Source organism: Sphingomonas kyeonggiensis (genome assembly GCF_030812785.1).
GTDB classification, from domain to species: Bacteria; Pseudomonadota; Alphaproteobacteria; order Sphingomonadales; family Sphingomonadaceae; genus Sphingomonas; species Sphingomonas kyeonggiensis_B.
Genome location: NZ_JAUSTJ010000002.1, coordinates 708,041 through 734,568 on the forward strand (window position 1 = coordinate 708,041; position 26,528 = coordinate 734,568).

At 67.9% G+C, this 26,528-nt stretch carries 24 protein-coding genes; 14 read left to right on the plus strand and 10 right to left on the minus strand.

The window, feature by feature from the left end; all coding sequences use genetic code 11:
• Positions 1–9: 9 nt before the first annotated feature.
• From J2W22_RS12765 to J2W22_RS12780, 5 genes are all read right to left on the minus strand, one after another.
• The gene (locus tag J2W22_RS12765; RefSeq protein ID WP_307118623.1) at positions 10–567 is read right to left on the minus strand and encodes a helix-turn-helix transcriptional regulator; all 558 of its coding nucleotides are present in this window, start codon (positions 565–567) and stop codon (positions 10–12) included.
• A 47-nt stretch (positions 568–614) separates the two neighbouring features.
• Positions 615–3,215 (minus strand): hypothetical protein, encoded by a 2,601-nt coding sequence (locus J2W22_RS12770; RefSeq protein WP_307118624.1) that lies wholly within the window; start codon positions 3,213–3,215, stop codon positions 615–617.
• 347 nt (positions 3,216–3,562) lie between these two features.
• Entirely contained in the window at positions 3,563–3,835 is a 273-nt protein-coding gene (locus J2W22_RS12775; RefSeq protein WP_307118625.1) for a hypothetical protein, read from the minus strand.
• A 156-nt stretch (positions 3,836–3,991) separates the two neighbouring features.
• Positions 3,992–4,459, minus strand: coding sequence for a lysozyme inhibitor LprI family protein (locus tag J2W22_RS23495; protein WP_373422974.1), 468 nt, complete (start codon positions 4,457–4,459; stop codon positions 3,992–3,994).
• Between the two features lie 128 nt (positions 4,460–4,587).
• Positions 4,588–4,968, minus strand: a complete 381-nt coding sequence (locus J2W22_RS12780; RefSeq protein WP_307118626.1) for a hypothetical protein — start codon at positions 4,966–4,968, stop codon at positions 4,588–4,590.
• A gap of 173 nt (positions 4,969–5,141) precedes the next feature.
• On the opposite strand from J2W22_RS12780, the gene J2W22_RS12785 reads away from it, so the two are divergent.
• Together J2W22_RS12785 and J2W22_RS12790 are read left to right on the plus strand one after the other, a co-directional pair.
• A complete protein-coding gene (locus J2W22_RS12785; protein WP_307118627.1) occupies positions 5,142–5,525 on the plus strand; it encodes a hypothetical protein in 384 nt (127 codons plus the stop codon).
• 27 nt (positions 5,526–5,552) lie between these two features.
• The gene (locus J2W22_RS12790) at positions 5,553–5,936 is read left to right on the plus strand and encodes a hypothetical protein (RefSeq protein ID WP_307118628.1); all 384 of its coding nucleotides are present in this window, start codon (positions 5,553–5,555) and stop codon (positions 5,934–5,936) included.
• Between the two features lie 124 nt (positions 5,937–6,060).
• Here the strand turns inward: J2W22_RS12790 and J2W22_RS12795 are convergent, their stop codons facing one another.
• Positions 6,061–8,499, minus strand: a complete 2,439-nt coding sequence (locus tag J2W22_RS12795) for a TonB-dependent receptor plug domain-containing protein (protein ID WP_307118629.1) — start codon at positions 8,497–8,499, stop codon at positions 6,061–6,063.
• Positions 8,500–9,036: 537 nt separating this feature from the next.
• Here J2W22_RS12795 and J2W22_RS12800 point away from each other — a divergent pair.
• The 12 genes from J2W22_RS12800 to J2W22_RS12855 all read left to right on the plus strand — a co-directional run bounded on the left by J2W22_RS12800 (position 9,037) and on the right by J2W22_RS12855 (position 23,540).
• Entirely contained in the window at positions 9,037–9,636 is a 600-nt protein-coding gene (locus J2W22_RS12800) for an XrtA/PEP-CTERM system exopolysaccharide export protein (protein WP_373422990.1), read from the plus strand.
• A gap of 10 nt (positions 9,637–9,646) precedes the next feature.
• Complete coding sequence (locus J2W22_RS12805) at positions 9,647–11,161, plus strand: XrtA system polysaccharide chain length determinant (protein WP_307118631.1); 1,515 nt, start codon at positions 9,647–9,649, stop codon at positions 11,159–11,161.
• 346 nt (positions 11,162–11,507) lie between these two features.
• Complete coding sequence (locus tag J2W22_RS12810; RefSeq protein WP_307118632.1) at positions 11,508–12,329, plus strand: AAA family ATPase; 822 nt, start codon at positions 11,508–11,510, stop codon at positions 12,327–12,329.
• Entirely contained in the window at positions 12,326–13,915 is a 1,590-nt protein-coding gene (locus J2W22_RS12815) for a hypothetical protein (protein ID WP_307118633.1), read from the plus strand. The genes J2W22_RS12810 and J2W22_RS12815 overlap by 4 nt, the downstream gene beginning before the upstream one ends.
• Positions 13,916–13,931: 16 nt before the next feature.
• Positions 13,932–15,110, plus strand: a complete 1,179-nt coding sequence (locus J2W22_RS12820; protein WP_307118634.1) for an XrtA/PEP-CTERM system-associated ATPase — start codon at positions 13,932–13,934, stop codon at positions 15,108–15,110.
• Positions 15,111–15,239: 129 nt separating this feature from the next.
• Positions 15,240–16,097: an XrtA system polysaccharide deacetylase gene (locus J2W22_RS12825; protein ID WP_307118635.1), complete on the plus strand. Its 858-nt coding sequence runs from the start codon at positions 15,240–15,242 to the stop codon at positions 16,095–16,097.
• On the plus strand, positions 16,094–17,167 hold the full coding sequence (locus J2W22_RS12830; protein ID WP_307118636.1) for a FemAB family XrtA/PEP-CTERM system-associated protein: 1,074 nt from the start codon (positions 16,094–16,096) through the stop codon (positions 17,165–17,167). The genes J2W22_RS12825 and J2W22_RS12830 overlap by 4 nt, the downstream gene beginning before the upstream one ends.
• Positions 17,167–18,417, plus strand: a complete 1,251-nt coding sequence (locus J2W22_RS12835) for a TIGR03087 family PEP-CTERM/XrtA system glycosyltransferase (protein WP_307118637.1) — start codon at positions 17,167–17,169, stop codon at positions 18,415–18,417. Before J2W22_RS12830 ends, J2W22_RS12835 begins: the two co-directional genes overlap by 1 nt.
• 135 nt (positions 18,418–18,552) lie before the next feature.
• A complete protein-coding gene (xrtA, locus tag J2W22_RS12840; protein WP_307118638.1) occupies positions 18,553–20,091 on the plus strand; it encodes an exosortase A in 1,539 nt (512 codons plus the stop codon).
• Positions 20,092–20,238: 147 nt separating this feature from the next.
• Positions 20,239–22,131 (plus strand): XrtA/PEP-CTERM system amidotransferase, encoded by a 1,893-nt coding sequence (locus J2W22_RS12845; RefSeq protein ID WP_307118639.1) that lies wholly within the window; start codon positions 20,239–20,241, stop codon positions 22,129–22,131.
• A 36-nt stretch (positions 22,132–22,167) separates the two neighbouring features.
• Positions 22,168–22,716 carry a hypothetical protein gene (locus J2W22_RS12850; RefSeq protein ID WP_307118640.1) on the plus strand — a complete coding sequence of 183 codons (549 nt, stop codon included), beginning with the start codon at positions 22,168–22,170 and terminating at the stop codon, positions 22,714–22,716.
• Positions 22,713–23,540, plus strand: coding sequence for a hypothetical protein (locus tag J2W22_RS12855; RefSeq protein ID WP_307118641.1), 828 nt, complete (start codon positions 22,713–22,715; stop codon positions 23,538–23,540). The genes J2W22_RS12850 and J2W22_RS12855 overlap by 4 nt, the downstream gene beginning before the upstream one ends.
• Positions 23,541–23,542: 2 nt before the next feature.
• On the opposite strand, the gene J2W22_RS12860 is transcribed toward J2W22_RS12855, so the two are convergent.
• From J2W22_RS12860 to J2W22_RS12875, 4 genes are all read right to left on the minus strand, one after another.
• Positions 23,543–24,022: an MAPEG family protein gene (locus J2W22_RS12860; RefSeq protein ID WP_307118642.1), complete on the minus strand. Its 480-nt coding sequence runs from the start codon at positions 24,020–24,022 to the stop codon at positions 23,543–23,545.
• Positions 24,023–24,082: 60 nt separating this feature from the next.
• Positions 24,083–24,664 (minus strand): TetR/AcrR family transcriptional regulator, encoded by a 582-nt coding sequence (locus tag J2W22_RS12865; RefSeq protein ID WP_307118643.1) that lies wholly within the window; start codon positions 24,662–24,664, stop codon positions 24,083–24,085.
• A gap of 118 nt (positions 24,665–24,782) precedes the next feature.
• Positions 24,783–26,045: an RNA polymerase sigma factor gene (locus J2W22_RS12870; RefSeq protein ID WP_307118644.1), complete on the minus strand. Its 1,263-nt coding sequence runs from the start codon at positions 26,043–26,045 to the stop codon at positions 24,783–24,785.
• 39 nt (positions 26,046–26,084) lie between these two features.
• Complete coding sequence (locus tag J2W22_RS12875) at positions 26,085–26,483, minus strand: YciI family protein (protein ID WP_307118645.1); 399 nt, start codon at positions 26,481–26,483, stop codon at positions 26,085–26,087.
• Between the last annotated feature and the right edge of the window lie 45 nt (positions 26,484–26,528).

Sequence of the window (26,528 nt, forward strand, 5' to 3'; positions counted from 1 at the left end):
ACGAATAGATTATACGGGGTCGGAGGCGATCGTCGTGGTGATGCGGCCGATCCGGCCGTCGGCGAGGGGGACGGTCTCCCAGCGCATCGTGCTGGGCAGCACCGCGATCACCGGGTTGCCGTTGTGGCCCGTATGGAACTCGAGGCGCTGGAAGGGCCGGTCGTACCAGCCGCGATCGGCGAGTCCCTCCTCGGCTGCGATGATCTCGGGGCTGGCGAAGCGCCAGAGCGAGCGGTCGAGAAAGGCGTCGGCGCCGCCGGGCCAGCCCGCTACCCGGGCGGGCGAGGCGGCGAGCAGGCGGTGGGTGGCGTCGCAGACCAGGTGGACCGGGGCGGTCGAGGTCTCGATCAGCCGCTTGAGGGCCGCGTCGGCGTCGTTGCCGGCGCGGGCGGCGATCATCGCGAGGATGCGGTCGCGCATCGCCGGCTCGGGCAGGTGCGCGCCGCTCTCCCAGCGCGACACGCTGGCCTGGGTCACCGCCAGGCGCTCGGCGACGTCGCCCTGCTTGATCCCGTGCAGCAGACGGAAGCGGCGCAGCGCCCTGCCCAAGGGGAGATCGTGCAGCATGGCCGCAGGATAGGCCCGTCGGCGGTCTGCGACAAGGACGGCGGGCGCTAGAACAGCTTGCGCAGGCTGAACTTGATCGCCCGGCCGAGCGGATCGAGATAGGGCGGTTCATATCCGGAGGGCGTCACGCCCTGCGCATTGGTGACGCGGGTGCGGGCGTTGGTGACGTTGGTGACGGCGATCGTGGCGCGCGCACCGGCGAGCCAGGGCATGCGCTTGCCCAGGCCACTGTCCTTGGTGGGCGAGAGCGACAGCTTCAGGTCGACGGTGGCGAGCGACGAGAAATCGAGCCCGTTGGGGCCGTCGGCGCGCGATCCGCTCTGCCAGCGCGTTTCGAGCGCGGTCGACCATATGCCCTTGGCGACGTTGAGCTGGGCGGTGAGGTTGTGGAGCGACGGAGTGCGGCCGCCGATCGGGCCGGTGGCGAGCAGGTCGCGCTCGGGCAGACCGTCGCGCAGGCGCAGCCTGTCCTCGAGCTTGAGATCATAGCTGAGGCCGAAGACGATCCGGCCGCGTGACGGGTCCGTCAGCATCGCCGTCGCGGACTCCGGATCGGTGGCGACGCGCTTCGCGCCGGTCATCATCGACAGCATGCCCATCATCGGATCGGCAGGCGGCGGGGGCGGCGGCGCCTTCCTGCCGAAGGGGGCGGCGAGGAAGAAGCGGGTCGACAAGCCACGCTGGCGCTGGCGCTCGAAGTTGATCGGGCGCAGGTCGAGCGCGGTCAGGCGGCCCTGGGCATCGCGCTCGAAACGATCGGGGAAGGCGGCTTCCACATCGGCATCGATCGCCGGCAAGGTGCCGATGCCGTCGCGGATGACCGTCTGCCGGAAGCCGATGGCGAAGTTCAGATTGGCCTTGCTCTTGGGGCGCCAGCTTGCCTCGACGCTGATTGTGTCGGTCTTCTGGGGAAGCAGGTCCGGGTTGCCGCCGCTGATCTGGGTGATGTTGGCGGTCTCGCCGCGCACGAAATCATAGACCGGGACGTTGGGCACCCGGATCGCCGGCAACCCGCGCTGGTCGATCGGAGGCAAGGCGCGCGCGCTGCCCAGCTGCCCGCGCAGCGACAGCGACTGCAGCGGCGCCCAGTTGAGCCCGTAGAGGTATTCCTGCGCGCTGCCGACGCCGGACAGCGCGTTGCGGCGCAGGGTGAGCGATGCCGAGACGTCGCCGATCGCCTTGCCGATGCCGCGTGCCCGGCTGAGCAGGCCGATGTTGAGCCCGAGGTTGAGGTCGCTCTCCAGATTGTTGATGTCGCGGCCGAAGACGATGCCGCCGATATGGCTGCTGCTGTCGATGCTGTGCCCGGTGACGCTGCCGCGCGCGTTGACCGTAATCGCGCCTCCGGTGGGCAGCGTTAGCAGCTTGCCGAACACGAGGATGTCGGTGCCGACATTGGCGGTGTTGGACGTGACGCGATCGACCGACCGGGCGCCGAAGCGCGCGAGCGCGATCGGGCCGAAGGGGTTGAGGCCGGGATCGCCGGCGTTGAGCAGCGCCCGGATGCCGGCGGTATCCACATCGCGATCATTCCGCGTTTCGGACCAGCTGGTGTCGGCCTTGCCGCTGATCACCCAGTTCCATTTGCCGAACGGACCCTGCAGGGTGAGGCCGCCCGTCAGTGTCTGGCGCAGCGAATGCGAGCGCAGCGCCCCCGCCGAATCGAGCGCGCGCGACAGGGTGACGTCGTCGCTGAAGGGCGAATAGGGGTTGCCGGCGGGGAGCAGCCAGCTGGCGCGGGCCAGACCGTTCGCGCCGTCGCTCTCGTCGCGCAGATAGTTGAACGCGAGCGACAGGGTGCTCTCGTCCGGCAGGCGCATATTGTAGGCGGTGCCCAAAGCGAGCTTTGTGCTGGCGGGCATCAGCGTGCGATAGGCGCCGGTGGGATAGGCATTGGGCTTGTTGGCGGTCGCCAGCCAGTCGGTCAGGCCGGTGGTGCCCGACGGCGCCGTGGCGGGGGCGCCGGCCAGGGTGACCGGCGTGCCGGCGAGCGCGCTGAGGCCGGGATCGAGCTGGGCGTTGCCGCCGGCGGGCGTTACATTGCCCACCGTATCGAACAGGCCGTAGCCGCGCCCCTGAAGGATGCCGCGCTCGCTTTCGTAGAGTGCGGTGGCGCGGGCATAATCGATGCTGATGTTGAGCCGGTCGAAATCATGGATCGCGGTGATCGTGGCGCTGGTGCCATATTCGACGCGTCCGCCTTCGGTGGCGAAGCGGGCGCTGGGTTCCAGCGTGGTCTTGCGGAAGCGCTTGAGCAGGATGATGTTCATCACGCGCTGATCGGGGGCGAAGCCGAGCTCCGCCGCCGCCTCCGGCTTCAACAGCTCCATCCGGTCGATCGCTTCGGGGGGCAGCTTGGCGATATCGAGCATGTTGGCGCGGCGGCCATTGACCAGCAGGGCCGGGGCCTTGCCGCCGGTCTGCTGCGAGATCTTGCCGACCAGCTCTTCGATGTCGCTTGCGGCATAGGTGGCGATATCGGCCTGGCTCAGGCTGATCTCGACGGGATCCTGCAGGCGCTTGCCGAGCACGACGATCTCGGGGCCGCTGGCCTGGTCGGTTGCCGGATCCTGCTGCTCCTGCGCTGGAGCGGATGCGGGAGGTGGCGCCGGCGGGGTCTCCTGGGCCAGGGCCGGTACCGCACCCAAAGGCGCGCCAAGGGCGAGAAGGGGAAGGCCAGTGAGGGATTGCCGCCAGACCGATGTGCCCTTGGCACGCCCCATGGGCGCGCAGGCGCTCCCGCTTGTACGCATATACTCTCTCCCCGATCGGAGGCATTCGCCTCCCCCCGATCGAGGACGTCGCGCAGGGGAAAACCCACAGTAACGGATGCGAAATAAAATTGATGCTCGAGGATCGGAGGCCCCGGGGGGCAACCTCCGCTAATAGGGCGGACCAGTCCGACAGCTTTGAAATCGGCCGGACGCCGGCCGAAAGCCCAGCATTGGGTGAATAGTTCCCTGTCCGCTATCTGGTGCCAGCGCCTATGCCCCCATTAGGCTGCTCCAAAATCCTGGGGCGCTTCACTGCCGTCGGGGTAAAACATCACGCTTTCGGTAGTGTAGATTGCCAGTTCGATGCCAGAGCATTCTGGGATAACCTCAATTCTCAGTACCGACCCGTTGTCATCGGAAGGCCGATCGCTGGGGTCGTACAATAGGATTAGCTCTTCACCAGGGTTCAGCCGGAAGCGCGCGGTGGAAAGTTCCAGGTTGAGGAAGATGGGAGACCGTGTCGGATTGGCAAAGGTCTGCTTGAGTTTAGTCATGTTGCCCCGTTGCGAAGCTTACCGCGATTCGCGGACCTCCGCTCGTGGGCGCTATCGCGCGGGCAGCGGAGGTCCGCAAATGGGCGTTGGCTGCCTGTCCGTTCTTGGGCGGGCTGCTGCACGGCTGAACGACCGTCAATGGGTGGGAAGCGGACACTAACGCTCTAGCAGCCGAATTGCAGCTCGTAGCTCGGACAAGCGGATCACGTTCAGACGATAGCGGCACTGGGCTTCCAGAATATCGGTTCCGCTCCCGCCGAAGGCCACGCCGCCCTCAAGTGCGCACTGTGACATAGAATAGCTGAGCCAGGCTGCCTGAGCAGCTTTCAAATCTCTGACGAGGACTGCGGTTGGGAGCTTCCTCGGACGCGCAAACGCATTTTGCTCTTTCTCCAAGGCGACGGCAGCCTGCAGAGCTCGATTGAACGCACGATCCACATGAAGCCGAGACTTCTTGGCAGCGTCGAGAAAGCAGCCCAGGACTCTCACTTGCGGTGCAAGCCCGTCGCAACGTTCCTTCGTGCGATCAAATGCGCCTACTGACCGCGCGACAGCCTGGGCTGAGCATGCGCCAGCCCAGCAAATAGCTGCCATGATAAAAGCAATTCCGCAGATGCATCTCATATAGCCAGCTTAAGCGCCTCGCGAATGACGGCAACTGGCGCGTTAGCGGACCGGTGGCTTTTGCAGCTGCCAATCGTCCCGGAATGCCAGAGAGGGGGACACTCTCGATCGAAGGGGCACGAAAGTTGTTATTGGGCCTCGGGCTTCGCGGCAGCGGCGTCACCTGTCACACGCGGCACCCAGATCGTGCAGGATAGCCCGCTGTCTGCGGGCCTGCCGTCAGGGAGCCGAACGCGCTTGAAGCAGCCGCCAAGTGGGAATTCGCGGCTTAGCCAGCGACCTTCGGGGGTTTCCTGCTCATAGGAACGAATCTTTGCGCGTTCCAGAAATGTCCAGAGCCGCGCGGCTGCATCGCCAGCACAAATATATTTGTGGCTGTCTTCCGTGTCGGTCACGTCTCCCGACGCAGTCGCGGCTGTCAAGCACGCCTCCATCAAGCCGGGCATCTGCTCGGGAAACGCAGTGGTGTCCTGGTCAGTGGCGAGCAATGCGATGGCAAGGATCAGCATGGGTCAATGTCATGATCATCCTTGTCCATTTCGACAAGCGCCTATGTTCCAGCTCGCTTTACGCCTGAACACCCGTAATTGCGGCGGCTCCGTCTCGGAATCGGCCGCGCCGATGCGGAACGGCGGGGACCCGGTGGATTGCCGGCGGCCCGTCTTTCGACTTAGACTGGGGCATGTACTACGCGATCTTGTTGATTGCTGGTCTGGCGGCTGTCCCTGGCGCGCCTGAGCAGGCCGGGGCGCAGGATCATGCGCTTGCCTATGGCTGCGACGACATTGTCGTGGTGGGGCGGCTCAAGAACGGGGGTTGGGGGCATGTCGAGATCGCCGACGACCTGCTCGGGCACGGCTGGGCCTCCGCAACGCTGAAGGTCCGCAAGCGCGTGTACGGGGCGCCGGGCGCTTCCGTGATCCCGGTCCGGTATTTCGAACACGCCTATCTGCGCGAAGATCGCGATTTCCTGTTCGTGCTTACCAAGGCCGATGGCGGCACCTATGAAGTCGTCGGGAAGAAACTCATGTCGGCGCGTCCACGCCTGGCCATGTCCTGCACCTGACCAACCATGCTGCTCGAGGGAACGATATTGCCACTGATCCTGTCCTTCGCCCTTCTGCTGGGCTTGCCGATGCAGGACCAGCGCGAAGCGGCGATCAAATCGACGCAGGCCGATGTCGAGGGCTACAAATATGACGAGGATGTCGGGCTGCAATACAAGGGCGTGACCCGCGCCATCGTGCGCGCGGAGAATGCAGGCCGGTGCCGCACCAAGTTCATCCTCGAAGAGGAGGGCAGCGTGGTCCTCGACTGGACTGCGATCAAGGCGGTGACGGCGCAGAAATATCAGGTGGACCTGACGACAGCCAAACCATCCGAGGCGATGCGTTTCGAGGTCGACCTGGCGGATCAGGCAACGAACTTCGCGGAGGTTTTCGACTATCTGCGGGCAGCCTGCGCGGGCAGGAAGTGAGCCAGGGCGAAGCGCCGCGGAATCGGCTGGGCCGATCTGCGCGGCGGCAGCAGGCTCGGCGGTGATGTGATCCTGCCCCAGCTCGGGAGCGGCGTTGCCACCGCTCCCGAGCTGGGGAACAGGCTTACCAGCTCAGGCCGAGGCGGGCGTAGATGTAGCGGCCGCCAAAGCCGAAGGGCGAGTAATAGGGGAAGCCGACCACGCCGGTCGTGTTGTTCGCGGCGATGGTGTAGTCGGGATATTCGTCGAACAGGTTGTTCACGCCGAGCGCGAACTGGGCGCCCTTGAGCGCCTGGTAGCGCAGCTCGAGATCGGCGATCGTGTGCTTGCCGGTGGGGATGTCGCCGGCCGCGGTGGTGCCGGGCTGGATCACGCTGCCATAATAGCTGGCGCGCGCCGTGATGCCGATCTTGTCCAGCGACCAGTCGATCGTGCCGGTGACCTTTTCGCCGGGCGTGCCCTGCTCGATCGAGTAGATGCGGCTGCGGGCGAACAGGGTGACCGGGCTGATCACGCCAGTGCCGGTGGGGACCGAGCTGCGATCGACCTTGGTCTGGTTGAGATTGCCGGCAAGGGTGAAGTCGAAGGTGCCGGCATCGTCGGCGCGCAGCTTGTAATGTGCCACGACATCGACGCCGCGGACCCGCGAGCGCAGGCCGTTGATGAAGAAGCGGGCCGCGGTCGCGCCGGTGTTGGTGTTGAGCAGCAGCTGGGCGATCTGCCGGCTGACCGGATCGGGCGAGGTTAGCGAGCCGGTGATGTTCTCCGACAGGGCAAGCTGGTTGCGCAGGCGGATCTGATAGGCGTCGACGGTGAGGTCGAAACCGCCCGAGCGGATCACCGTGCCGAGCGAAAGGTTGGTCGAGCGCTCAGGCTCGAGCGGCAGGCCGCCGAGCGCTGCGGAGACCGGGCTGACCGACGGGAAGGTGCCGGTGAGCACCGGGGCGCCGTTGACGATCACCGAGGCAATCGAAGTGAAGTACTGCTGCTGCAGGCTCGGCGCGCGGAAGCCGGTCGAGGCGGTGCCGCGCAGGGCGAACCAGGGGGTGAAATCGTAGCGCAGCGAGACCTTGCCGGTGCCGGTGTCGCCGAAATCGGTGTAGTGCTCGGCGCGGCCGGCGAGGCCGACCAGGAGCTTGTCGGTGACCTGGGCTTCGAGATCGACATAGCCCGAGACGTTCTTGCGGCTGCGCTCGATCGCGTTGCGCGGCGAGAAGCCGCCAAAGCCCTGCGCGCCCGGCGCCTGGCCGGCGACCGCGCCGGTGGCGGGATAGTCCCAGGAGGCCTGCTCGCCCGGGGTGATCTTGAAGCCCTCGCGGCGGCCCTCGACGCCGAAGGCGACGTTGAGCGACTGGAACACGTCGAACTTGCGCGACACGTCGAGCCCGGCGACCCACTGGTCGTAGATCAGCGCGCCGTCATAGAAGCTGTTCGGCGAGGCGTTGCCATAGGCGTAATTGGCCGAGTTGCGGGTGTAATAGGCGATCTTGTTGCGGCCGTATGCGACGTTGAGGTCGACGTTCCAGCCGGCGAGGTCGCCCTTCAGGCCGAGCGCGCCATTGGCGTTGGTCGACTTGGTGTTGATGATCGGCAGGAAGCCGTTCGGATAGATGCCCGAGACCGCGGTGGCGGCGCTGGCGAGGCGGGGGAAGGCGGCGCTGCGGCTGTCGCGGTCCTGATAGCCGAACCAGCCATAGAGCTTGAAATTGTCGCCGATGCCGGTGCCGGCGTTGACGTAGCCGGTGTACTGCTCGACCTCGGGATCGCCGAAGCGGCCGGTGACGCGGCTGGGGGTGACGCGCGGATCGTAATCGGCGCGGTTCGTCGGCTCGCGCTTGGTATATTCGCCCGAGACGGTGACATAGCCGTCATTACCGAAGCCGATGCCCTGCCAGGCCGAGGCGGTGAAGGTCGGCTCGCCGGTGATCGAGCGGCTGCCGCGGGCGGTGTCGATATCGGTGGCGTAGAAGCCATAGGTAGCGGTGACGCCGCCGCCCGAGCGGGCTTCCCTGAGGCGGACGTTGATCACGCCGGCGATCGCGTCCGAGCCGTACTGCGCCGAGGCGCCGTCGCGCAGCACTTCGATCCGCTCGAGCGCGGTGGCGGGAATGGTGTTGAGGTCGACGGCGGCCGAGCCGCGGCCGACCGAGCCGTTGATGTTGAGCAGCGCCGAGGCATTGGCGCGCACGCCGTTGATCAGGACGAGCGTCTGGTCCGGCGAGAGGCCGCGCAGGGTTGCCGGGCGGATCGCGTCGGTGCCGTCTACCGCCGAGGGACGCGGGAAGTCGATCGAGGGAGCGACGGTGGAGAGCGCGGCGCCGAGCTCGGTGGTGCCCTGGTTGCGCAGCGCGGTGCCGCTCAGCACGTCGACCGGCGAGGCGGTGTCGAGCCGCGAGCGGCCCTGGGCGCGGGTGCCGGTGACGACGATCTGGGTGTCCTCGGCGGCAGGTGCGGCCTGGTCGGCCTGCGGTTCCGCGGCGGGGGTTTCCTGCGCAAGGGCGGGGGAGGCTGCGACCGCCAGCGTGGTGGCGATGGCGAGGAGCGAGGGGGTACGGAAACGCATGATGATGGCCCACCTTTTCTTATGGTGAGCGGAATTTCTACCAATCCAATGGGAATTGATAGAAAGGAAAGCTTGGTCCGGGCAAAAGGGCGTTTCTGCGGTGTTGCGCTAGGGCAACACAGTTGGGGGCAGAACGCGTGGTGGGAGGATTGGTTCCGGAAGCTAAGTAAAATTCATCGGGACTGGAATGACAATTCAATCGTCACCCCGGCCTTGTGCCGGGGTCCACTGTGCCGCGCGGACTGTCTTTACCGCTCTTGTCCATGACTTGCCTCCCGGTGGACCCCGGCACAAGGCCGGGGTGACGAGGTGCTTTTTGGGGAGAGTCTCGCGTCATCCCTAGCTAGTCCCGCCCCGGTACGCGTGCCCGAGCGGGATAATCCCGGCGACCCCTAACCCGATGTTTACCTCTCAAGCGCATAGCTGACCCTGATCCTGTGCGGGTTGCTGCCGAGACGTTGGCGGCTTCCGGCCCGGCAGGAAAAGGAGCTCGGTATGCGTTTGATCGGTTTCGGCAGGACTGTTCTGGCTCTCGGCATGGCGGCTGTGCTTGCCGCGTGCGGCGGTGGCGGCGGTCGTCCCGAGCTGCCCCCCGCGGCGGCGGTGGCGGGCCGCGAGACGCCCAGCGACGAATATGTCATCGGGCCGATGGACCAGCTCCAGATCTTCGTGTGGCGCAATCCCGAGCTATCGGCGAAGGTGCAGGTGCGCCCCGACGGCCGCATCACCGTGCCGCTGATCAGCGACATGCCGGCGGTGGGCAAGACCCCGGCGATGCTGGCGGACGACCTGAAATACGCGCTCAGCGAGTATATCAAGGACCCGATCGTCTCGGTGATCGTCGAGAATTTCAACGGCACCTACAGCCAGCAGATCCGCGTCGTCGGCGCGACCGAGAAGCCGGCCTCGATCCCGTACCGCGCCAACATGACCGTGCTCGACGCGATGATCGCCGTCGGCGGCCTGAGCGAGTTCGCCGCGGGCAACCGCGCGCGGCTGGTGCGCTACGACCGGCAGACCGGCAAGCAGACCGAGTACAAGGTGCGCCTGGGCGACCTGCTCAAGGACGGCGACATCCGGGCGAACGTCAAGCTCGAGCCGGGCGACGTGATCATCATTCCTACGAGCATGTTCTGAGGTAGCGCGGGTGGGGAACCTCTACGAAGAGCTGCGCGGCGCACTGCACGCGGTATGGCAACGGCGCTGGATCGCGCTGGCGGTGGCCTGGTGCATCTGCCTGGCCGGCTGGCTGGTCGTGTCGCAGATGCCGAACAAATATGAATCGCGCGCGCGCATCTTCGTGCAGCTGCGCCAGATCATCCCGACCGACGGGACGACGGCGCTCAACCAGCAGAAGGATCTCGACCGGATCCGCCAGACGCTGACCAGCGCGGTCAACCTGGAGAAGGTGGTGCGCGGCACCGACCTGGCGCGCACTGTTGCGACGGACCGCGACGTGGCGGACCGGGTGGCCGGGCTGCAGGCGGCGATCAAGCTGACCGCGCAGCAGGACAACCTCTTCGAGATCACGGTCACGGCGCCGAGCGGCAAGCTGGCCAAGCAGATCGCGCAGAAGCTGATCGACATCTTCGTCGAGACCAACCTTTCCGACAATCGCGACCAGTCGAGCCAGTCGCTCGACTTCATGGACCAGCAGCTGGCCGAGCGGCAGAAGCAGTTGCAGGACGCCGATACCAAGCGGGCCGACTTCCAGGCGAAGTTCCTCGGCTCCCTGCCGGGCACCGGATCGATCGACGATCGCGTCTCCGCGGCGCGCACCCAGCTCGGCCAGATCCAGGGCGACCTGGCGGCGGCACAGTCGAGCCTCAACGTGGTCAATGCCCAGATGGCGGGCACCCCGGCCAGCGTCGCGGGTGCCGGTGGCGGCGCGGTGGCTGGCCCCGCGCGGGCGCGACTCCAGGCCATCCAGGGCCAGATCGCCGATGCGCGCGCCAAGGGCTATACCGACAGCCATCCCGACATGATCGCGCTCAAGAACCAGCTTGCCGCGGCACAGGGCGCGGCGGCGCGCGAGCCGCTGGTGGGCGGCGGCGCGGGCAGTGCCTCCAACCCGGTCTATATCGGGCTGCAGTCGATGCGGGCGGACAAGCAGGCGACCGTCGCCGCGCTGATCCAGCGCAAGGCGCAGATCGAGGGCGACCTCAACCTGCTCCAGGCCAAGCTGGCAGAGGCGCCGGGCGTGGCCGCCGAGCAGGGCGAGATCGAGCGCCAGTACCAGGTGCTCAAGGGCCAGTACGACACGCTGCTCGCCCAGCGCGAGCAGATGAAGATCGCCAGCCAGGCGCAGAATGTCGCCGATGCCGACAAGTTCAACGTGGTCGATCCGCCGACCCAGCCGCGCGGGCCGACTTCGCCCAACCGGCCGCTGCTGCTCACCGCGGTGCTGATCGCCGGGCTCGGCGCGGGCGTCGCCGCGGCCTTCGCGCTGGGCAAGCTGACCACGACCTTCGCGACTGCCGCCAAGCTGGAAAAGGCGAGCGGCATGCCGGTGATCGGATCGATCGGCGAAGTGGTGACCGCCGCGCAGACCGCGATGCGGCGCAAGACGCTGACCCTGTTCGCCGGTGGGGTGGCGGCGCTGGCCGTCGCCTATGTCGGGCTGATCGGCGTCGAGTTCCTCCAGCGGGGCATGGGAGCCTGAGATGAACGATCACACGCCCCGCCGCCTGAAGGGGTCGCTGCTCGAACGGGCGGCGCCGTCTTTCCATTATGCGCCCGCGCCGATCGAGGAAGCGCCTGCCGCGCCGGTTGCCAAGCCGGCGCCGAAGCAGCGGGTCGAGGCTCGGGTGGTGTCTCCCGCGCCTGTGGCGGCGCCGGAACCTGCGCCTGCTCCTGTGCAGCGCGCGCCGGAACCCGTTGTTGCGCCTGCGCCAGTGATTGTGCCGCAACCTGAGCCGCAGGCGGAGACTTTCCCCGGCGAAGGCCGGGGCCCAGCCTCAGCGTTCCAGACTGAAAGTCTGGGCCCCGGCCTTCGCCGGGGAAATGAAGTGGCAGAAGCCGCTGCGTTCGTCGCTCCGGCCCCCGAACCGCAGATCGCCACGCCGCGTACCGGTGTCCGCCATGTCGCGCCGATCGACCGGGATGTGCTGGAGCGCGGCGGGATGCTGATCCCCGGGGCGGCGATCACGCCGCTGGCGGAAGAATTCCGCATGGTGAAGCGCCAGCTGCTGCTCACCGCGCGCGCCGTCGCCGCCAAGGACACCGCCAAGGCGGCGGACCGGGCGCGGATGATCCTCGTCTGCTCGGCCCAGCCGAGCGAGGGCAAGACCTTCTGCGCGATCAACCTCGCGCTCTCGATGGCGACCGAGAGGGACGTCGAGGTGCTGCTGGTCGACGCCGACTTTCCCAAGCCCGACGTGCTGCCGCGCCTCGGCCTGCCGAACGGCCCCGGGCTGCTCGACGTGCTGGCCGGATCGGTGGCGAATGTCGAGGACTGCATCATCGACACCGATATCCCGCAGCTCTCGGTGCTGCCGGCCGGCACGCGTTCGGTCAGTGACACCGAACTGCTGGCGAGCGACCGCGCGAGGGCAGTGATCGACAGCCTGGCCGCGGCCAATCCGCGCCGCATCGTGATCTTCGATTCGCCGCCGGCGCTCGCCGCGTCGCCCGCCTCGGTGCTGGCGCTGCATGTGGGGCAGGTGATGCTCGTCGTACGCGCCGACCGGACCAGCGAGAGCGACCTGCGCCAGGCGGTCAACACGCTCGACGGCTGCGAGGATATCCAGCTCGTGCTCAACTCGGTCTCGTTCCAGCCCGGCGGTCGCCGGTTCGGCAGCTATTACGAATATGGGGAGGAAGGCCGGTGAAGCGGCTGATCATCTTGACCGGCATCGCGGCGGGGGCCGCGCTGCCGGCGCACGCGCAGCGGGTGCAGGTCGCGCCCTATATCGAGGCGAGCCAGGTGGTCGCGGCCGATCTGAACGGCGGCGACGTGCTGACCTATTCGACCGTCGGCGCGGGCATCGACGTGGGCGTGCATTCGCGCCGCGTCGAGGTGCAGGTGAGCTATCGCTACGAGCACCGCTTCGATTACCAGAACAAGCTCAACAACGATCACACGCATAGCGGCCTCGCCACGGTGAAGGCGGCGGTGGCGCCGGGCCTGTCGATCGAGGCGGGCGGCATCGCGACGCGCACCCGCTCGGACATCCGCGGCGATGTGCAGACCAGCCAGGTAGGCAACTTCAGCAACTCGGCCCAGGTCTTCTCGGGCTATATCGGGCCGAACCTGGCGACGCATCTGGGGCCGATGTTCGTCAACGGCGCCTATCGCTTCGGCTATACCAAGGTCGAGGCGCCGGGGCAGACCGGCGTGGCGCCGGGCCAGCCGCGGCTCGACTATTACGATGATTCCAAGGTGCATGTCGCGACCGCGAGCGTGGGCGTGAAGTCGGGCACGGCGCTGCCCGTCGGCATCACTGCCAGCGGATCCTACACCCGCGAGGATGCGGGCCAGCTCGACCAGCGCTTCGAAGGGAAGTGGGGCCGCGGCGACGTGGTGCTGCCGGTTCTGCGCGGCCTCGCGCTCGCGGGCGGCGTCGGCTACGAGCAGATCAAGATCACCCAGCGCGACGCGCTGCTGAACGGTGCGGGCCAGCCGGTGGTCGACCGCAATGGCCGCTTCCAGACCGATCCCAACTCGCCGCGCCGCATTGCATACGACCTGGACGGCGTGTTCTGGGACGCGGGCGTGATCTGGAAGCCGAGCCGCCGCACCTTCCTCGAGGCGCGCGTCGGCCGGCGCTATGGCTCGATGAGCTATACCGGCTCGCTCAGCTACCAGGCGGGCCCGGGCAGCGGCATCCAGATCGGCGTCTATGACACCGTCCAGACCTTCGGTCAGCAGCTCAACGGCCAGCTCTCGACGCTGCCGACCGCGCTCGCCAGCACCACCGATCCGTTCGGCAACCAGTTCTCGGGCTGCATCTATGGCACGACGGGCGCGGCGGCCGGCGGCTGCATGAACGGCATCTTCGCCTCGGCAGCGACCTCGGCCTATCGCGCCCGCGGCGTGACCGGCGTGATGGTCGCGGGCCGGGGCGGCACCCGCTTCGGCATCGGCGGCGGCTGGGCACGGCGCGACTTCATCGCGCCGTCGGGCGGCACCGCCTTCACCACCAACGGCACCAGCGACACCAGCATCTATGCCCAGGCCTTCGCCTCGACCGATGTCGGCGCGAACGGCTCGCTCCAGGGCAGCATCCTCGGCAGCTACTACAATAGCGATCTGCCCGGGAATGACGGCATTTACGGTTGGGGAGCGAATGCGGCCTATACCCACCGCTTCGGACGGCTGGGCGCGACTCTTTCGGGAGGCGTGTTCGGGTTCGAGCGGGATGGCGACAGCTCGGCCAGCGCCCAGGCGCTGCTCGGCCTGCGCTACGGCTTCTAAGCGTCGGGACGAAAACATGTACGACGATCACTATGGATTGACCGGCCGGCCCTTCCAGCTGACCCCCGATCCGAAATTCTGGTTCGACACGGCGACGCACCGCAAGGCGATGGCCTATCTCGGCTATGGGCTGAGCCAGGGCGAGGGCTTTGTGGTGATCACCGGCGATCCCGGCGTGGGCAAGACCACGCTGATGGGGCATCTGCTCGGCGAGATCGACCGCGAGCGGCTGAACGTGATCAAGATCGTCTCGACCCAGCTGCGCCCCGAGGATCTGCTGCGGCTGGTCTGCCAGGGGCTGGGGATCGACAGCTCGGGCCTGAACAAGGCCGAGATGCTCGGCGAGATCGAGCGCGGGCTGCACGCCGTGGCGCGCACCGGCCGGCGGACGCTCGTCGTGGTCGACGAGGCGCAGTCGCTGCCGATCGAGAGCCTGGAGGAGTTGCGCATGCTCTCCAACTTCCAGGCGGGCGGCTATCCGCTGCTGCAGATATTCCTGCTTGGCCAGCCCGAGTTCCGGCTGACGCTGAGCGATCCGAAGCTGGAGCAGTTGCGCCAGCGGGTGATCGCGATGCACCATCTCGATCCGATGCAGGCGGATGAAGTCGAGCCCTATCTGATCCACCGCCTGTCGTGCGTCGGCTGGCGGGGCAAGCCGCGCTTCACCAACGACGCGGTGGCGGCGATCCATCGCTGGTCGGGCGGCAGCCCGCGCCGGATCAACCAGCTTGCCAGCCGCGTGCTGCTGTTCGGTGCGGTCGAGGAGATGGAGACGTTCGGCGCGAACGAGCTGGCGGCGGTGATCGCCGACCTCAACCAGGACACGCCGGCCTCCGCCTATCGCCCGGCGCCGATCGAGACGCCGGCGGCTTTCGCGCCGCCGCCCGTCGCCGAGCCGGAGCCCTATGAGCTGACCGACGTGGCGCCGATGGGAATGGGCGCGCCGGTGCCGTCGCCGCATCCGCATCCGTCGGACCCGGTGCCGCTGCGCCCGGCCTTTGCCGCGCACCCGCCGGTGCCCGCGGCGGCGAGCGACGACACGCTCCAGCGCCGCATCTCCGACCTGGAGACGCAGCTGCGCGACCAGGACGAGGCGCTGCGCCGCGTGCTCGGCCTGTTGGTTGACTGGGTGGAGCAGGGCGAGTCGCAGGGCCGTCGCCCGGACCTGTCGGCGGTGCGCGGGAACGTGGCCTGATGTTTGTGGGCGCTTCTTCTCTTGTTCTCCTGCGAAAGCAGGAGTCCAGGGTTACGAAGGGTGCCGCTTGTGGCTCTGGGCTCCTGCTTTCGCAGGAGCGCATAAAGGCTTGCGGGGAGCGCTGATCCAATGGTCGTCAACGCCCTCTCGGTCGATGTCGAGGACTGGTTCCAGGTCGGCGCCTTCGAGAACACGATTGCGCGCGACGACTGGGATTCGCTCGAGCACCGGGTAGAGGCGAACACCGACAAGGTGCTGGCGCTGTTCGAGGCGGGTGGGGTCAAGGCGACCTTCTTCACGCTGGGCTGGGTCGCGGAGCGCTATCCGGCGCTGATCCGCCGGATCGCCGAGGCGGGGCACGAGGTCGCCAGCCATGGCTGGGACCATCAGCGCGTCTTCACCATGGGCCCCGAGCAGTTCCGTGCCGACCTCGCCACCGCGAAGAAGGCGCTGGAGGATGCGAGCGGGCAGCGGGTGACCGGCTACCGCGCGCCGAGCTTCTCGATCGACCGCCGCACGCCCTGGGCGCATGAGGTGCTGGCCGAGGAGGGCTATGCCTATTCCTCCAGCGTCGCGCCGGTGAAGCACGACCATTATGGCTGGCACGATGCGCCGCGCGGGGCCTTCTGGCCGGTGCCGGGCGCCGCTCTGGTCGAGATCCCGATCACGCTGGCAAGCTTCTTCGGGCGCGAGGTGACCACCGGCGGCGGCTTCTTCCGGCTGCTGCCCGGCGAAGTGACCTATCGCGCCGTCCGTGCCGCCAATGGCGCCGCTCGTCCCGCGATCTTCTACTTTCATCCCTGGGAGATCGACCCGGGCCAGCCGCGCGTGCAGGATGCGCCGTTCAAGTCGAAGCTGCGCCATTACAGCCGGTTGGGTGCGATGGCGGGCAAGCTCGAGACGTTGATCGCGGGGCATCGATGGGGCCGGATGGACGAGATCGCGAAGGGCGAGGCGGAGCGGCTGAAGGCGGAGTGCGCCAAGTGAACGCGCCTCTGCTCGCCAAGCCCGTGCAGCTGCGCATCGCCGATCTGGGCGACGCGATCGAACGCGCCCGTATCGGCGCGTTCGTCCACGAGCATCCCGAGGGCACGCCCTTCCACCTGCCGGCCTGGAGCGTCGCGGTGGCGCGGGGCTGCGGGCAGAAGAGCCACTACCTCGTCGCCGAGGATGCCCGGGGCGAACTGGCCGGGGTGATGCCGCTGACCGAGATCTACTCGCCGATCTTCGGCAAGGTGCTCGCCTCGGCCGGGTTCGGCGTGGGCGGGGGAATCCTGACCCATGATCCGCGCATCGTCTCGCAGATGGCCGAGCAGGCCTGGGCGCTGGCGCAGACGCTGAAATGCCCGGTGATGGAAGTGCGCGGCGGCCCGCTGCCGGGGCCGGAATGGAGCGTGGACGACACGCGCTATCTGGGCTTCGTGCGCGATCTCGCCGTGGACGACGACGCCCAGCTGCTCGCCATCCCGCGCAAGCAGCGCGCCGAGGTTCGCAAGGCGCTCGAGACCGAGCTGGAGATTTCCACCGGCTGTCACGCGGATGACGTGGCAGCGCATTATGCCGTCTATGCCGAATCGGTCCGCAACCTCGGCACCCCGGTATTTCCCCGGAGTCTGTTTTCCGAGGTTTTACGGGAATTTGGCAACTCGGCGGACGTGCTGGTCGTCCGTCACGACGGGGTGGCAGTGTCGAGCGTATTGAGCCTTTACTGGAAGGGCACGGTGTATCCCTATTGGGGCGGCGGCACCCGGGCGGCGCGCGGCCTGCGTGCCAATGACCGGATGTATTTCGAGCTGATGCGCCACGCCCGGACCAAGGGCTGCAGGCGCTTCGACTTCGGCCGCTCGAAGGTCGGCACCGGTCCGGCGGCGTACAAGAAGAACTGGGGCTTCGAGCCGAAGCCTCTGTGCTATTACGACCGGGTGGCCGAAGGCGCGAAGCCGCGCGATGCGAGCCCGGTGAACCCGAAATATTCGCTGCAGGTGCGCGTCTGGAGCAAGCTTCCCCTGTGGATCGCCAATCGCGCGGGTCCCCTGATCGCGAAGGGCCTGGGCTGATGGGCGACATCCTCTTCCTCGCGCACCGCGTGCCTTATCCCCCTGATCGGGGGGACAAGATCCGCGGCTTCAACGTCCTGAAATACCTGTCGACCAAGCAGCGGGTGCATCTGATCGCGTTCGCCGACGATCCCGCCGACCTGAAGCAGAAGAGCGGGCTGACCAGGTACACCGGCAACCGATCGATCGTGTGGCGCGCCAAGTCGCAGCTGGTCGCGGGATTCCAGGCGCTGGTCCAGCACCGGCCGGTCTCGCTGACCGCGTTCGACAATGACGCGCTGCGCCAGTCGGTGGAGAATATCCTCGAGCGGCACCGGATCGACACGATCTATGTCTTCTCCAGCCAGATGGCGCAGTATCTGCCGCCGCGGCCGCGCCAGCGGGTGATCATGGATTTCGTCGACATGGATTCGGCGAAGTTCGCGGCCTACGCCAAGAGCAGCAAGGGCCCGATGGGCTGGATGCTCGGCCGCGAGGCGCGGATGCTGCTCGCGCACGAAAAGGCGATCGCGCAACGCGCCGATGCCAACCTGTTCGTGAGCGAGGCGGAGGCGGAGCTGTTCCGCCAGCGCACCGGCGCCGACCGGGTGCATGTGCTCGAGAACGGCATCGACACCGAGTTCTTCGATCCCGCGGCGACCTTCAAACGCGTCGACGTGATGGGATCGACGATCGTCTTCACCGGCCAGATGGACTATCGCCCGAACATCGAGGGCGTGACCTGGTTCGTCGAGACGATCCTGCCGCATGTCCGCCTGGCGCATCCCGATGCCCGCTTCATGATCGTCGGCCGCAACCCGACCGACGCGGTGAAGGCGCTGGCCAAGCATCCGGGCGTGGCGGTGATCGGCGAGGTGCCCGACGTGCGCGGCTGGCTGGCCCAGGCCGCGGTGGTCGTCGCGCCGCTCAAGCTGGCGCGCGGCATCCAGAACAAGGTGCTGGAAGGCATGGCGATGGCGCGGCCGGTGGTCGCGTCCGAGGCTGCCGCGACGGGCATCGACCATGGCGGCACGATCCTGGTGGGCGCGACCGTGGGCGAGATCGCCGAGCATGTGACACGGCTGCTCGCCAACCGCGGCAAGGCCGCCGAGCTGGGCGAGGCGGCACGGCAGCGGGTGATCGACCGCTATAGCTGGGAAGCGCGGCTGAGCCCGCTCGACGCGGTGCTCGGCGAGCCGATGCGGCCTGCCAAGGCGGAACGCGTGGCGCGCGTCACCGACGTGCCGAAGAAGCCGCGCCGGGCGGCGTGAGCAATCTACATCCCGTCATCCCCGCGAAAGCGGGGACCCATCTCCTGCACGTGCAACGGAATGCACCGGTGCGCACGGGGATGGGCTGGGAGATGGGCCCGCGCTTTCGCGGGGGTGACGAAAGGGACTGAAGACGTGGCCGAAGCCGTGATGCCCGCTGCCGCGGCGCCCGCAACCGCTACCTTCGACGCGCGCTGGAAGCGGCATGCTGCGATCCTGGCCGCGGTCTGGGTGGCGCTGCTCGTCATCTTCCGCCGCGACACTGGCGATCTGGCGACGATCTACTGGACCAACACCACCTTCGGGCACTGCCTGTTCATCGCGCCGGTGATCGCCTGGCTGGTGTGGCAGCGGCGCGCCGAACTGAGCGAAGTCGCGCCGCAGGGCTGGTGGCCCGGTCTTGCGATCGTGGCGTGCGGCGGGCTCGGCTGGATGGTCGGCGATGCCGCCGGCGTCGCGCTGTTCCGTCATGCCGGGCTGGTGCTGATGCTGCAGGGCGCGGTGGTAAGCGTGCTGGGGCCGAATGTCGCCCGGGCGCTGCTGTTCCCGCTCTGCTACATGGCGTTCCTGGTGCCGTTCGGCGACTTCATGGAAGGGCCGCTGCAGGACATCACGATCACGATGATCATGCCGATGCTCCATGCATTCGGCGTGCCGGCGAGCGTGGACGGCGTGCTGATCACGACGTCGAACGGCTATTTCGAAGTGGCCGAGGCCTGTTCGGGCGCCAAGTTCGTGATCGCGATGGTCGCGTTCGGGGTGCTGGTCGCCAATGTCTGCTATGTCTCGTGGCAGCGGCGCGCGGCGTTCATGGTCGCGGCGATCGTGGTGCCGATCCTCGCCAACGGCCTGCGCGCCTTCGGGACGATCTATGCGGCCTGGTGGACTTCGGTCGAGGCGGCCACCGGCTTCGATCATATCGTCTATGGCTGGGTGTTCTTCGCGATCGTGATGGCGGCGGTGCTGGCGATCGGCTGGAAATGGTTCGACCGCGACCCCGATGCGCGGTGGTTCGATCCCGCCAAGCTGCAGGCGGTGCCGGCGAAGCGCGTCGATGCGCCGATCGCTGCTGTGCTGGTGCTGCTGGTGGCGAGCCTGTTCCTGGGCTGGTCGAGCCTCAACGATGCACGCGCCTCGAAGCTGCCGGCGCAGATCGCTTTGCCCGAGGTGCCGGGCTGGCACCGGGTGGCTTCCAGCACCCGCGCACCCTGGTCGCCGAACTTCCCGGGTGCGGACCATATGCTGGTCGGGCGCTATGCCGATGACAGCGGACGTGCGGTCGACCTGGCGGTGGCGGTCTATGCCACGCAGCATGAGGGGCGCGAGCTGGTCGGTTTCGGCATCGGAGCGATCCGCGAGAATGACCGCTGGGTGAAGATCGAGGACCTGGGCCCCGTCCGCCGCGGCGCCGCGCTGCGCATGACCGGGCCGGGGCGCGTCGAGCGCGAGGTGGTCACCTGGTACCGGATCGGCGGGGTGCTGACCGGCAGCGAGAAGCGGGTGAAGCTGGAGACGCTCAAGACCAAGCTGCTCGGCGGCAACCAGGCGGGCGCGGCGGTGCTGGTTTCGGCCGAGCAGGGCGGCGACAATGGCGCGCATGCGGCGATCCAGGACTTCCTGGGCGCGCTTGGTCCCGTCGAAGGGCTGGCCGATCGCATGGTGGGCGCCCACTGAGCTTGCCAATTTCCGTCATCCCCGCGAAAGCGGGGACCCATCTCCTGCGTGTGCGGCATACGAGCCGGTGCGTTTGTGGACAGTCCGGGAGATGGGCCCCCGCTTTCGCGGGGGTGACGACTGAAGACGTGGGGGACTTCGCCTAGCATGTGCGGCATCGCCGGCCTTTACTATCCCGCGCTGGCCAAGCCGGTGGACCCGGCGCGGATCGTGCAGATGACCGATGCGCTGGTCCATCGCGGGCCGGACGGCTCGGGCGTGTGGACGACTGCGGGCGTAGGGCTGGGGCATCGCCGCCTGGCGATCATCGACCTGGAGGGCGGCGTGCAGCCGATGGCGACGCCCGATCAGGGCGTGGTCGTCACCTACAATGGCGAGATCTACAATTTCCAGGAGGTCCGCGCCGAGCTGGAGGCCAAGGGCGCGCGCTTCGCCACCGGCAGCGACACCGAGGTGCTGCTGCATGGCTGGCGCGCCTGGGGTCCGCGGATGCTCGACCGGCTGAACGGCATGTTCGCCTTCGCGCTCTATGATGCGGGCGCGCAGAGCCTGTTCCTGGCGCGCGACCGGTTCGGGGTGAAGCCGCTCCACTATGCCGAGCTGTCGGACGGGGCGGTTGCCTTCGCCTCCGAGCTTAAGGGGCTGCTCGCCCATCCGCTGTTCCGCCGCACGCCGGACTTCAAGGCGGTCGAGGATTATCTGGGGCTCGGTTACGTGCCCGACGACAGCTCGATCCTTGCCGGGGTGAAGAAGCTGCCGGCGGGGCATTTCCTGCTGCTCGAGCGCGGCAAGCCGGTGCCGCGGCCGCAGCGCTGGTGGGACATCGACTTCTCGCGGCGCGCGACAGGGAAGATCAAGGACCTCGAGGCCGAGCTGCTCGACATGATGCGCAGCGCGGTGCGCGCGCGGATGATCGCGGACGTGCCGCTGGGCGCGTTCCTGTCCGGAGGCGTCGACAGCTCGGCGGTGGTCGCGCTGATGGCCGAAGCGAGCAAGGCGGCGGTGAAGACCTGCACGATCGGCTTCGACGAGGCGGATCATGACGAGACGGCGTACGCGCAGATGATCGCCGAGCGCTTCGCCACCGCGCACCGGACGCGCAAGGTGGCGGCGGACGATTTCGCGCTGATCGACACGCTGGTAGGCGCGTTCGACGAACCCTTTGCCGATGCCTCGGCGCTGCCGACCTACCGGGTGTGCGAGCTGGCGCGCGAAAGCGTGACGGTGGCGCTTTCGGGCGATGGCGCGGACGAGGCGATGGCGGGCTATCGGCGGTACAAGTTCTTCGCCGCGGAGGAGCGGGCCCGCTCGCTGCTGCCGCAGGGCGTGCGCGAGAATGTGTTCGGCACGCTGGGACGTCTCTATCCCAAGGCCGACTGGGCACCGCGGCCGTTCCGCGCCAAGACGACGCTGCTCGCGCTCGCCGAGAATGGCGAGCATGCCTATCCCAAGGCGGTGGGCGTCACCGGGCCGGCGCTCAGGAATGCGCTGTACAGCGATGCGATGAAGAAGGCGCTGGCGGGTCACACCGCGGAGCAGCGCTATACCGACGCGATGCGACAGGCACCGGCGCGTGACGGGCTCGACCGGGCGCAATACGCCGATATCCAGCACTGGCTGCCGGGCGATATCCTCACCAAGGTCGACCGTGCCAGCATGGCGGTGAGCCTGGAGGCGCGCGAGCCCCTGCTCGACTATCGCCTGGTCCAGTTCATGGCGGCCTTGCCGCCCTCGCTGCGGATCAAGGCGGGGCAGGGCAAGTGGCTGATGAAGAAGGCGCTCGAGCCCTATCTGCCCAAGGACGTGCTCTACCGGCCGAAGATGGGCTTCGTGACGCCGATCAGCGCCTGGTTCCGCAAGGCGCTGGCCGACGAGGCGGCGGCGCTGGGGCGCTCCAAGCTGCTCCACAGCACCGGCTGGTTCGACCTGCACGCGATCGAGAAGCTCGCCGCGGACCACAAGGCGGGCAGGGCGGAGCATGGCCGGACGCTGTGGCAGCTGCTGATGCTGGAGCGGAGCCTGAAGCGGCTGTTCGGCTGAATTGACTTGCCGTTACCGAGCCGTAATGATCGGCAAATGCTGCTTTTCCGATCGCTTCTCGTGCCCGTCCTGATGCTGGCGGCGGCCCAGGCCAACGCCCAGGAGGCGGCGCCTGCGCTGCCCGATCCCGCCACGGTGGAGGTGCCCGATGTCACGCCGTCGACGGACCCCAAGGTTCGGGAAGAGGGCTATAAATTCTATTATTTCCACAGCCCGGATGTGAGCTTCGCCGAAGCCTATCAGGATCTGAAGGAATGCCGCGCGTATCTGCCGATGAGCGGCCCGGTCAAGGTGCCGGGCTTCATTCCCTGGGACGAGACGCAACGCCGCCGGACGATCGAGTCGCCCGGCATGTTCGGGCTTGTCGGCTATGCGATCGGCGCGCTCATCCAGCCCAAGCTGGAACGCGGCGTGCGCAGCAACAAGATGCGCCGCTGCATGGGTACGCGCGGCTATGTGCGCTACGCGATCCCCGAGGCGACCTGGGAAAAGCTCAACGACGACAAGGATGAAGGCGCGCTGATCCTGAAGCAGGCGAAGCTCGCCTCCGGGCCGGCGCCCAAGGACGAGGTGGTGACCAAATGAGGGGGATTGCTCTTGCCGTGCTGCTGACGGCGGCGCTGCTTCCGGCCGGCATCGCTTCGGCGCGGGACAATGCGGGCGTGGTCGCGCTGGAGACGGCGCCCGCCGCGCTCAAGCCGGATGCCGCCTATATCCTGATGCGGACGAGCACCGCCAAGTCGGGCATGTTCGCGATCCAGCACGTGTTTCTCCGGGTGCCGAGCGCGCAGGAGCTCGAGGCATATCGTGCAGCGAAGAAGCAGGCCTATGACGCGGCGCTGCCCAAGCTGACGGAAAAGGCGCAGGCCAAGGGCAAGCCGGTCCCGACCCTCGATGAGTTCGAGTTCGACTATGCCGGCAAGGCGAATGCGTTCGTCGTCCAGAACAAGCGGTTCCTCGAGGACGGCGAGATGCGGACGCTCCTGCTCGAAGTGCCGCCGGGCAAGTACATCGTCTATGGCAGCACGCTGAGCCAGGGGCTGGTGAGCTGCAATTGCCTGGGCACGGTGAGCTTCGAGGTGCGGGCGGGCGTGATCAGCGACATCGGTTCGCTTTATGTCGACAAGGTGCACAAGCCCTCGCCGGTGCCGCATCTCGAGGACAATCTGGGCGAGCAGATGTTCCAGTACAGCTTCATCTTCGGGCAGGCGCTGGTGCCGGCGGACAGCAGCACGCCGGTGCCCGCGGCGCTGCGCGGGCTGGCGATCACGCCGGCGCATTTCGAAGTGGTCGGCCAATATCATGAGCCGGGGGCGAGCAGCATCAACCGGCTCGCGCCGATCCCCGGCCTGCTCGGCTACACGCATGGGCGGCCGGTAGACCTGCGCACCGGGCAGGTGGTGCGCTAGGCCTAGCGGTCGACCACCATCGCCGTCGTCTCGATCGGGGCGGGCTGCGCCTGTTGGTGCAGCACCGCCACTCCCGCGTGCAGGGTCAGCGCGACCAGCACCAGGGTCGAGAGCAGGAACAGCAGGAAGCGGACCGAGACCTTGTTGAAGGTCGCCTGCACCAGGCTGTGGGTGATGCGCAGCAGGACATAGGCCCAGGCCAGCCACAGGTTGAGGCCATGCCCCTGGCCGAGCAGCGCGAGCGCCAGCGCGATCGCGTAGAACAGGGTCGGCTGCTCGTGGAGATGGTTGTAGTTGTGCGCCTTCCACTGCGCCTCGGCGGGCAGGATCCTGTCGGCGTCCGAGCCCTTGGAGCCGACCAGCTTGCCAAGGTCGACGCCGGCCTTGCTCATCGCCGGGATGCGCAAGGCGAGCATCCAGACCAGCATCACCAGGGTCCAGGCCACGAGCGCCACCACCGGCGCCAGGATTTCGCTGTGCATTGCAGTCCCCTCCACTGCTTTTTGTAGGGGGAGGCTGCCGCAATCAGTTCGGGAATGCAACTAAACGGGCGCGAGCAGGCTTTCGAGCAGCAAATGGGTCGCGCGGCGCAGTGCTGCGGCGTCCTGGGCGGGCCAGACGGCGTTGCGGCAGAGCACGCCCATCACATGCGCCTGGACCAGCCAGCCGATCGCCTCGGCATCGGCATCGGCGCGTGCCTGGCCGGTCGCGATCAGGCCGCGGACTGCCGTCTCCACTGCGAGGCGGAGCCGTTCCAGGTTGGCGGTGTTGCGCTCGCGCAGCCCGGAGTCGCCGGCGCTGGCGGCGGTGATCTCGATCCCGAAGCGGGCGTTCGCCGGCGGCAGGGCAGGGGCGATCTGGTGCTCGAAGACCGAATCGGCGAGCGCCGCGATGCTGGCCTCTTCCACAGGGCCGAGCTCGGCGGAGAGCATGTCGGTCACTGCATGGATCAGTGCCTCCTTGCTCGGGAAATGGCTGTAGAAGGCACCCTTGCTGATGCCCGCCGTCGCGCAGACGTCATCGACCGAGGTGGCGAGCAGCCCGCGCTCGAACAGGCTGCGCGCGGCGGCTTCGAGGATATGCATGCGGCGCTTGGCGGCCGTCGCTTCGGTAAGACGGGGCATTCAACTCTCACTGATGCATCAACCACAAGTTGCACCGGGATTGATGCCCGTATGTTGCAGGATACGGATCTAGGAGGCTGGGAGGTTTGTTTTCCCGGGCCGGGACGGTTTTTCGTGCCTATGCGCCGCAGGCTTCGGCGCGAGCGACGAGGAAGGCGACCTCGCGTGCGTTGCGGGTGAGTTTTGCCGCCGCCTCGAATTCGGTGCGGGCTTCGGCGAGCCGGCCGGCCCGGAACAGGAAGTCGCCGCGGGCGGCGGGCAGGGGCGCGTAGTTGCGCAGGGCGGCGGCATCGGCGAGTGCGTCGACCAGCTTCAGGCCCGCCTCGGGCCCAAAGGCCATGCAATGGGCGACCGCGCGGTTGAGATCGACCACCGGCGAGGGCATCACATCGCGCAGCCGGTCGTAGAGCGACGCGATCCGGGCCCAGTCGGTATCCTCCGCCTTCGCCGCGCGGGCGTGGCAGGCGGCGAGCGCGGCCTGGAGCGCATAGGGGCCGTCGGCACCACCCAGCGCCTCGGCGCGGGCCAGCGCATCGAGGCCGCGGCGGATCAGCAGCCGGTCCCAGCGGGTGCGGTCCTGCTCGGTGAGGGTGAGGAGGGCACCGTCCGGTCCGGTGCGGGCATGGAGGCGCGAGGCCTGGATCTCCATCAGGGCGAGCAGGCCGAACACTTCAGCGTCCTGCGGCATCAGCCCCGCCAGGATGCGGCCGAGCCGCTGCGCCTCCATGCAGAGGCTCGGGCGGACGAGGTCTTCGCCCGCCGTCGCCGCATAGCCTTCGTTGAAGATCAGGTAGATCACCTCGAGCACCGAGGCGAGCCGCGCCGCCCGCTCGGCACCGCGCGGCACGGCGAAGGCGATCCCGGCCTTGCCGATCGTCTTCTTGGCGCGGACGATGCGCTGGGCGATGGTCGGCTCGTTCGACAGGAAGGCGCGGGCGATCTCGTCGGTGGTCAGCCCGCCGATCACGCGCAGCGTGAGTGCCGCGCGCGCCTCGGCCGAGAGGATCGGGTGACAGGCGGTGAAGAGCAGCCCGAGCAGCTCGTCGCCAAGATCGTCGTCCATGCTGGCCTCGATCGCTTCGGCCGGATCGTCGACTGCGCCGTCGAGTTCGCGCGCGATCTCCGCGTGCTTGCGGCTGCGCATCGTGTCGCGGCGGATCGTGTCGATGGCGCGGCGCTTGGCGGCGGTCATCAGCCAGGCGCCCGGATTGGCGGGGATGCCGGTCCGGGGCCATTCGGCAAGCGCGATGACCAGCGCGTCCTGCGCCATCTCCTCGGCCCGGTCGATGTCGCGCACCAGCCGGGCGAGGCTCGCGATGAGCCTGGCCCGCTCGATGCGGAAGGTCGCTTCGATCGCCCGATGGGTCTCGCCTGCGGTCATGCCGCCTTGTCGGGCAAAGCTGCAGGGCGGGCAAGCGCCTCAGGCGACGCCGAGCCGGCTGCGTTCGCCGTCGCGCGGGGCCGCAAGATCCTCGGCCTCGATAAAGGGCCAGATCTCGACCGCGCTGGGCACCGCCATGATATTGGGGCAGCGTCTGGCCCAGGCCAGAGCCTCGTCCATGTCCTTGACCTCCCAGATCGAGAAGCCGGCGACCATCTCGCGCATCTCGGCAAAGGGGCCATCGATCACCGTGCGGGCGGCGCCGTCGACCAGGATGCGCTTTGCCGAGGCGCTGGGCTTGAGCCCGGCACCGGCGACCAGCACGCCGGCATTGACCAGCGCCTCGGTGAAGCGGTCCATCGCCGCGAACGCCTCGGCCGGGGGCGGCACGCCCTGTTCGGTATCCTCGCCGGCTTTCACGAACACCATCACGCGCATCGCCTGTCTCCCGGGTCGAGCGGCCCATCGGCCGCGCATCGGGAC

Bases quoted from the DNA above. Each gene is read 5' to 3' on its own strand.
- J2W22_RS12825 (WP_307118635.1), top strand. From the start codon at position 15,240: ATGGTCGTCAACGCCCTCTCGGTCGATGTCGAGGACTGGTTCCAGGTC.
- J2W22_RS12870 (WP_307118644.1), bottom strand. From the start codon at position 26,045: ATGACCGCAGGCGAGACCCATCGGGCGATCGAAGCGACCTTCCGCATC.
- J2W22_RS12845 (WP_307118639.1), top strand. From the start codon at position 20,239: ATGTGCGGCATCGCCGGCCTTTACTATCCCGCGCTGGCCAAGCCGGTG.
- J2W22_RS12785 (WP_307118627.1), top strand. From the start codon at position 5,142: ATGTACTACGCGATCTTGTTGATTGCTGGTCTGGCGGCTGTCCCTGGC.
- J2W22_RS23495 (WP_373422974.1), bottom strand. From the start codon at position 4,459: ATGAGATGCATCTGCGGAATTGCTTTTATCATGGCAGCTATTTGCTGG.
- J2W22_RS12780 (WP_307118626.1), bottom strand. From the start codon at position 4,968: ATGCTGATCCTTGCCATCGCATTGCTCGCCACTGACCAGGACACCACT.
- J2W22_RS12800 (WP_373422990.1), top strand. From the start codon at position 9,037: ATGGCGGCTGTGCTTGCCGCGTGCGGCGGTGGCGGCGGTCGTCCCGAG.
- J2W22_RS12850 (WP_307118640.1), top strand. From the start codon at position 22,168: ATGCTGCTTTTCCGATCGCTTCTCGTGCCCGTCCTGATGCTGGCGGCG.
- J2W22_RS12820 (WP_307118634.1), top strand. From the start codon at position 13,932: ATGTACGACGATCACTATGGATTGACCGGCCGGCCCTTCCAGCTGACC.
- J2W22_RS12835 (WP_307118637.1), top strand. From the start codon at position 17,167: ATGGGCGACATCCTCTTCCTCGCGCACCGCGTGCCTTATCCCCCTGAT.
- J2W22_RS12775 (WP_307118625.1), bottom strand. From the start codon at position 3,835: ATGACTAAACTCAAGCAGACCTTTGCCAATCCGACACGGTCTCCCATC.
- J2W22_RS12865 (WP_307118643.1), bottom strand. From the start codon at position 24,664: ATGCCCCGTCTTACCGAAGCGACGGCCGCCAAGCGCCGCATGCATATC.
- J2W22_RS12855 (WP_307118641.1), top strand. From the start codon at position 22,713: ATGAGGGGGATTGCTCTTGCCGTGCTGCTGACGGCGGCGCTGCTTCCG.
- J2W22_RS12860 (WP_307118642.1), bottom strand. From the start codon at position 24,022: ATGCACAGCGAAATCCTGGCGCCGGTGGTGGCGCTCGTGGCCTGGACC.
- J2W22_RS12765 (WP_307118623.1), bottom strand. From the start codon at position 567: ATGCTGCACGATCTCCCCTTGGGCAGGGCGCTGCGCCGCTTCCGTCTG.
- J2W22_RS12875 (WP_307118645.1), bottom strand. From the start codon at position 26,483: ATGCGCGTGATGGTGTTCGTGAAAGCCGGCGAGGATACCGAACAGGGC.
- J2W22_RS12795 (WP_307118629.1), bottom strand. From the start codon at position 8,499: ATGCGTTTCCGTACCCCCTCGCTCCTCGCCATCGCCACCACGCTGGCG.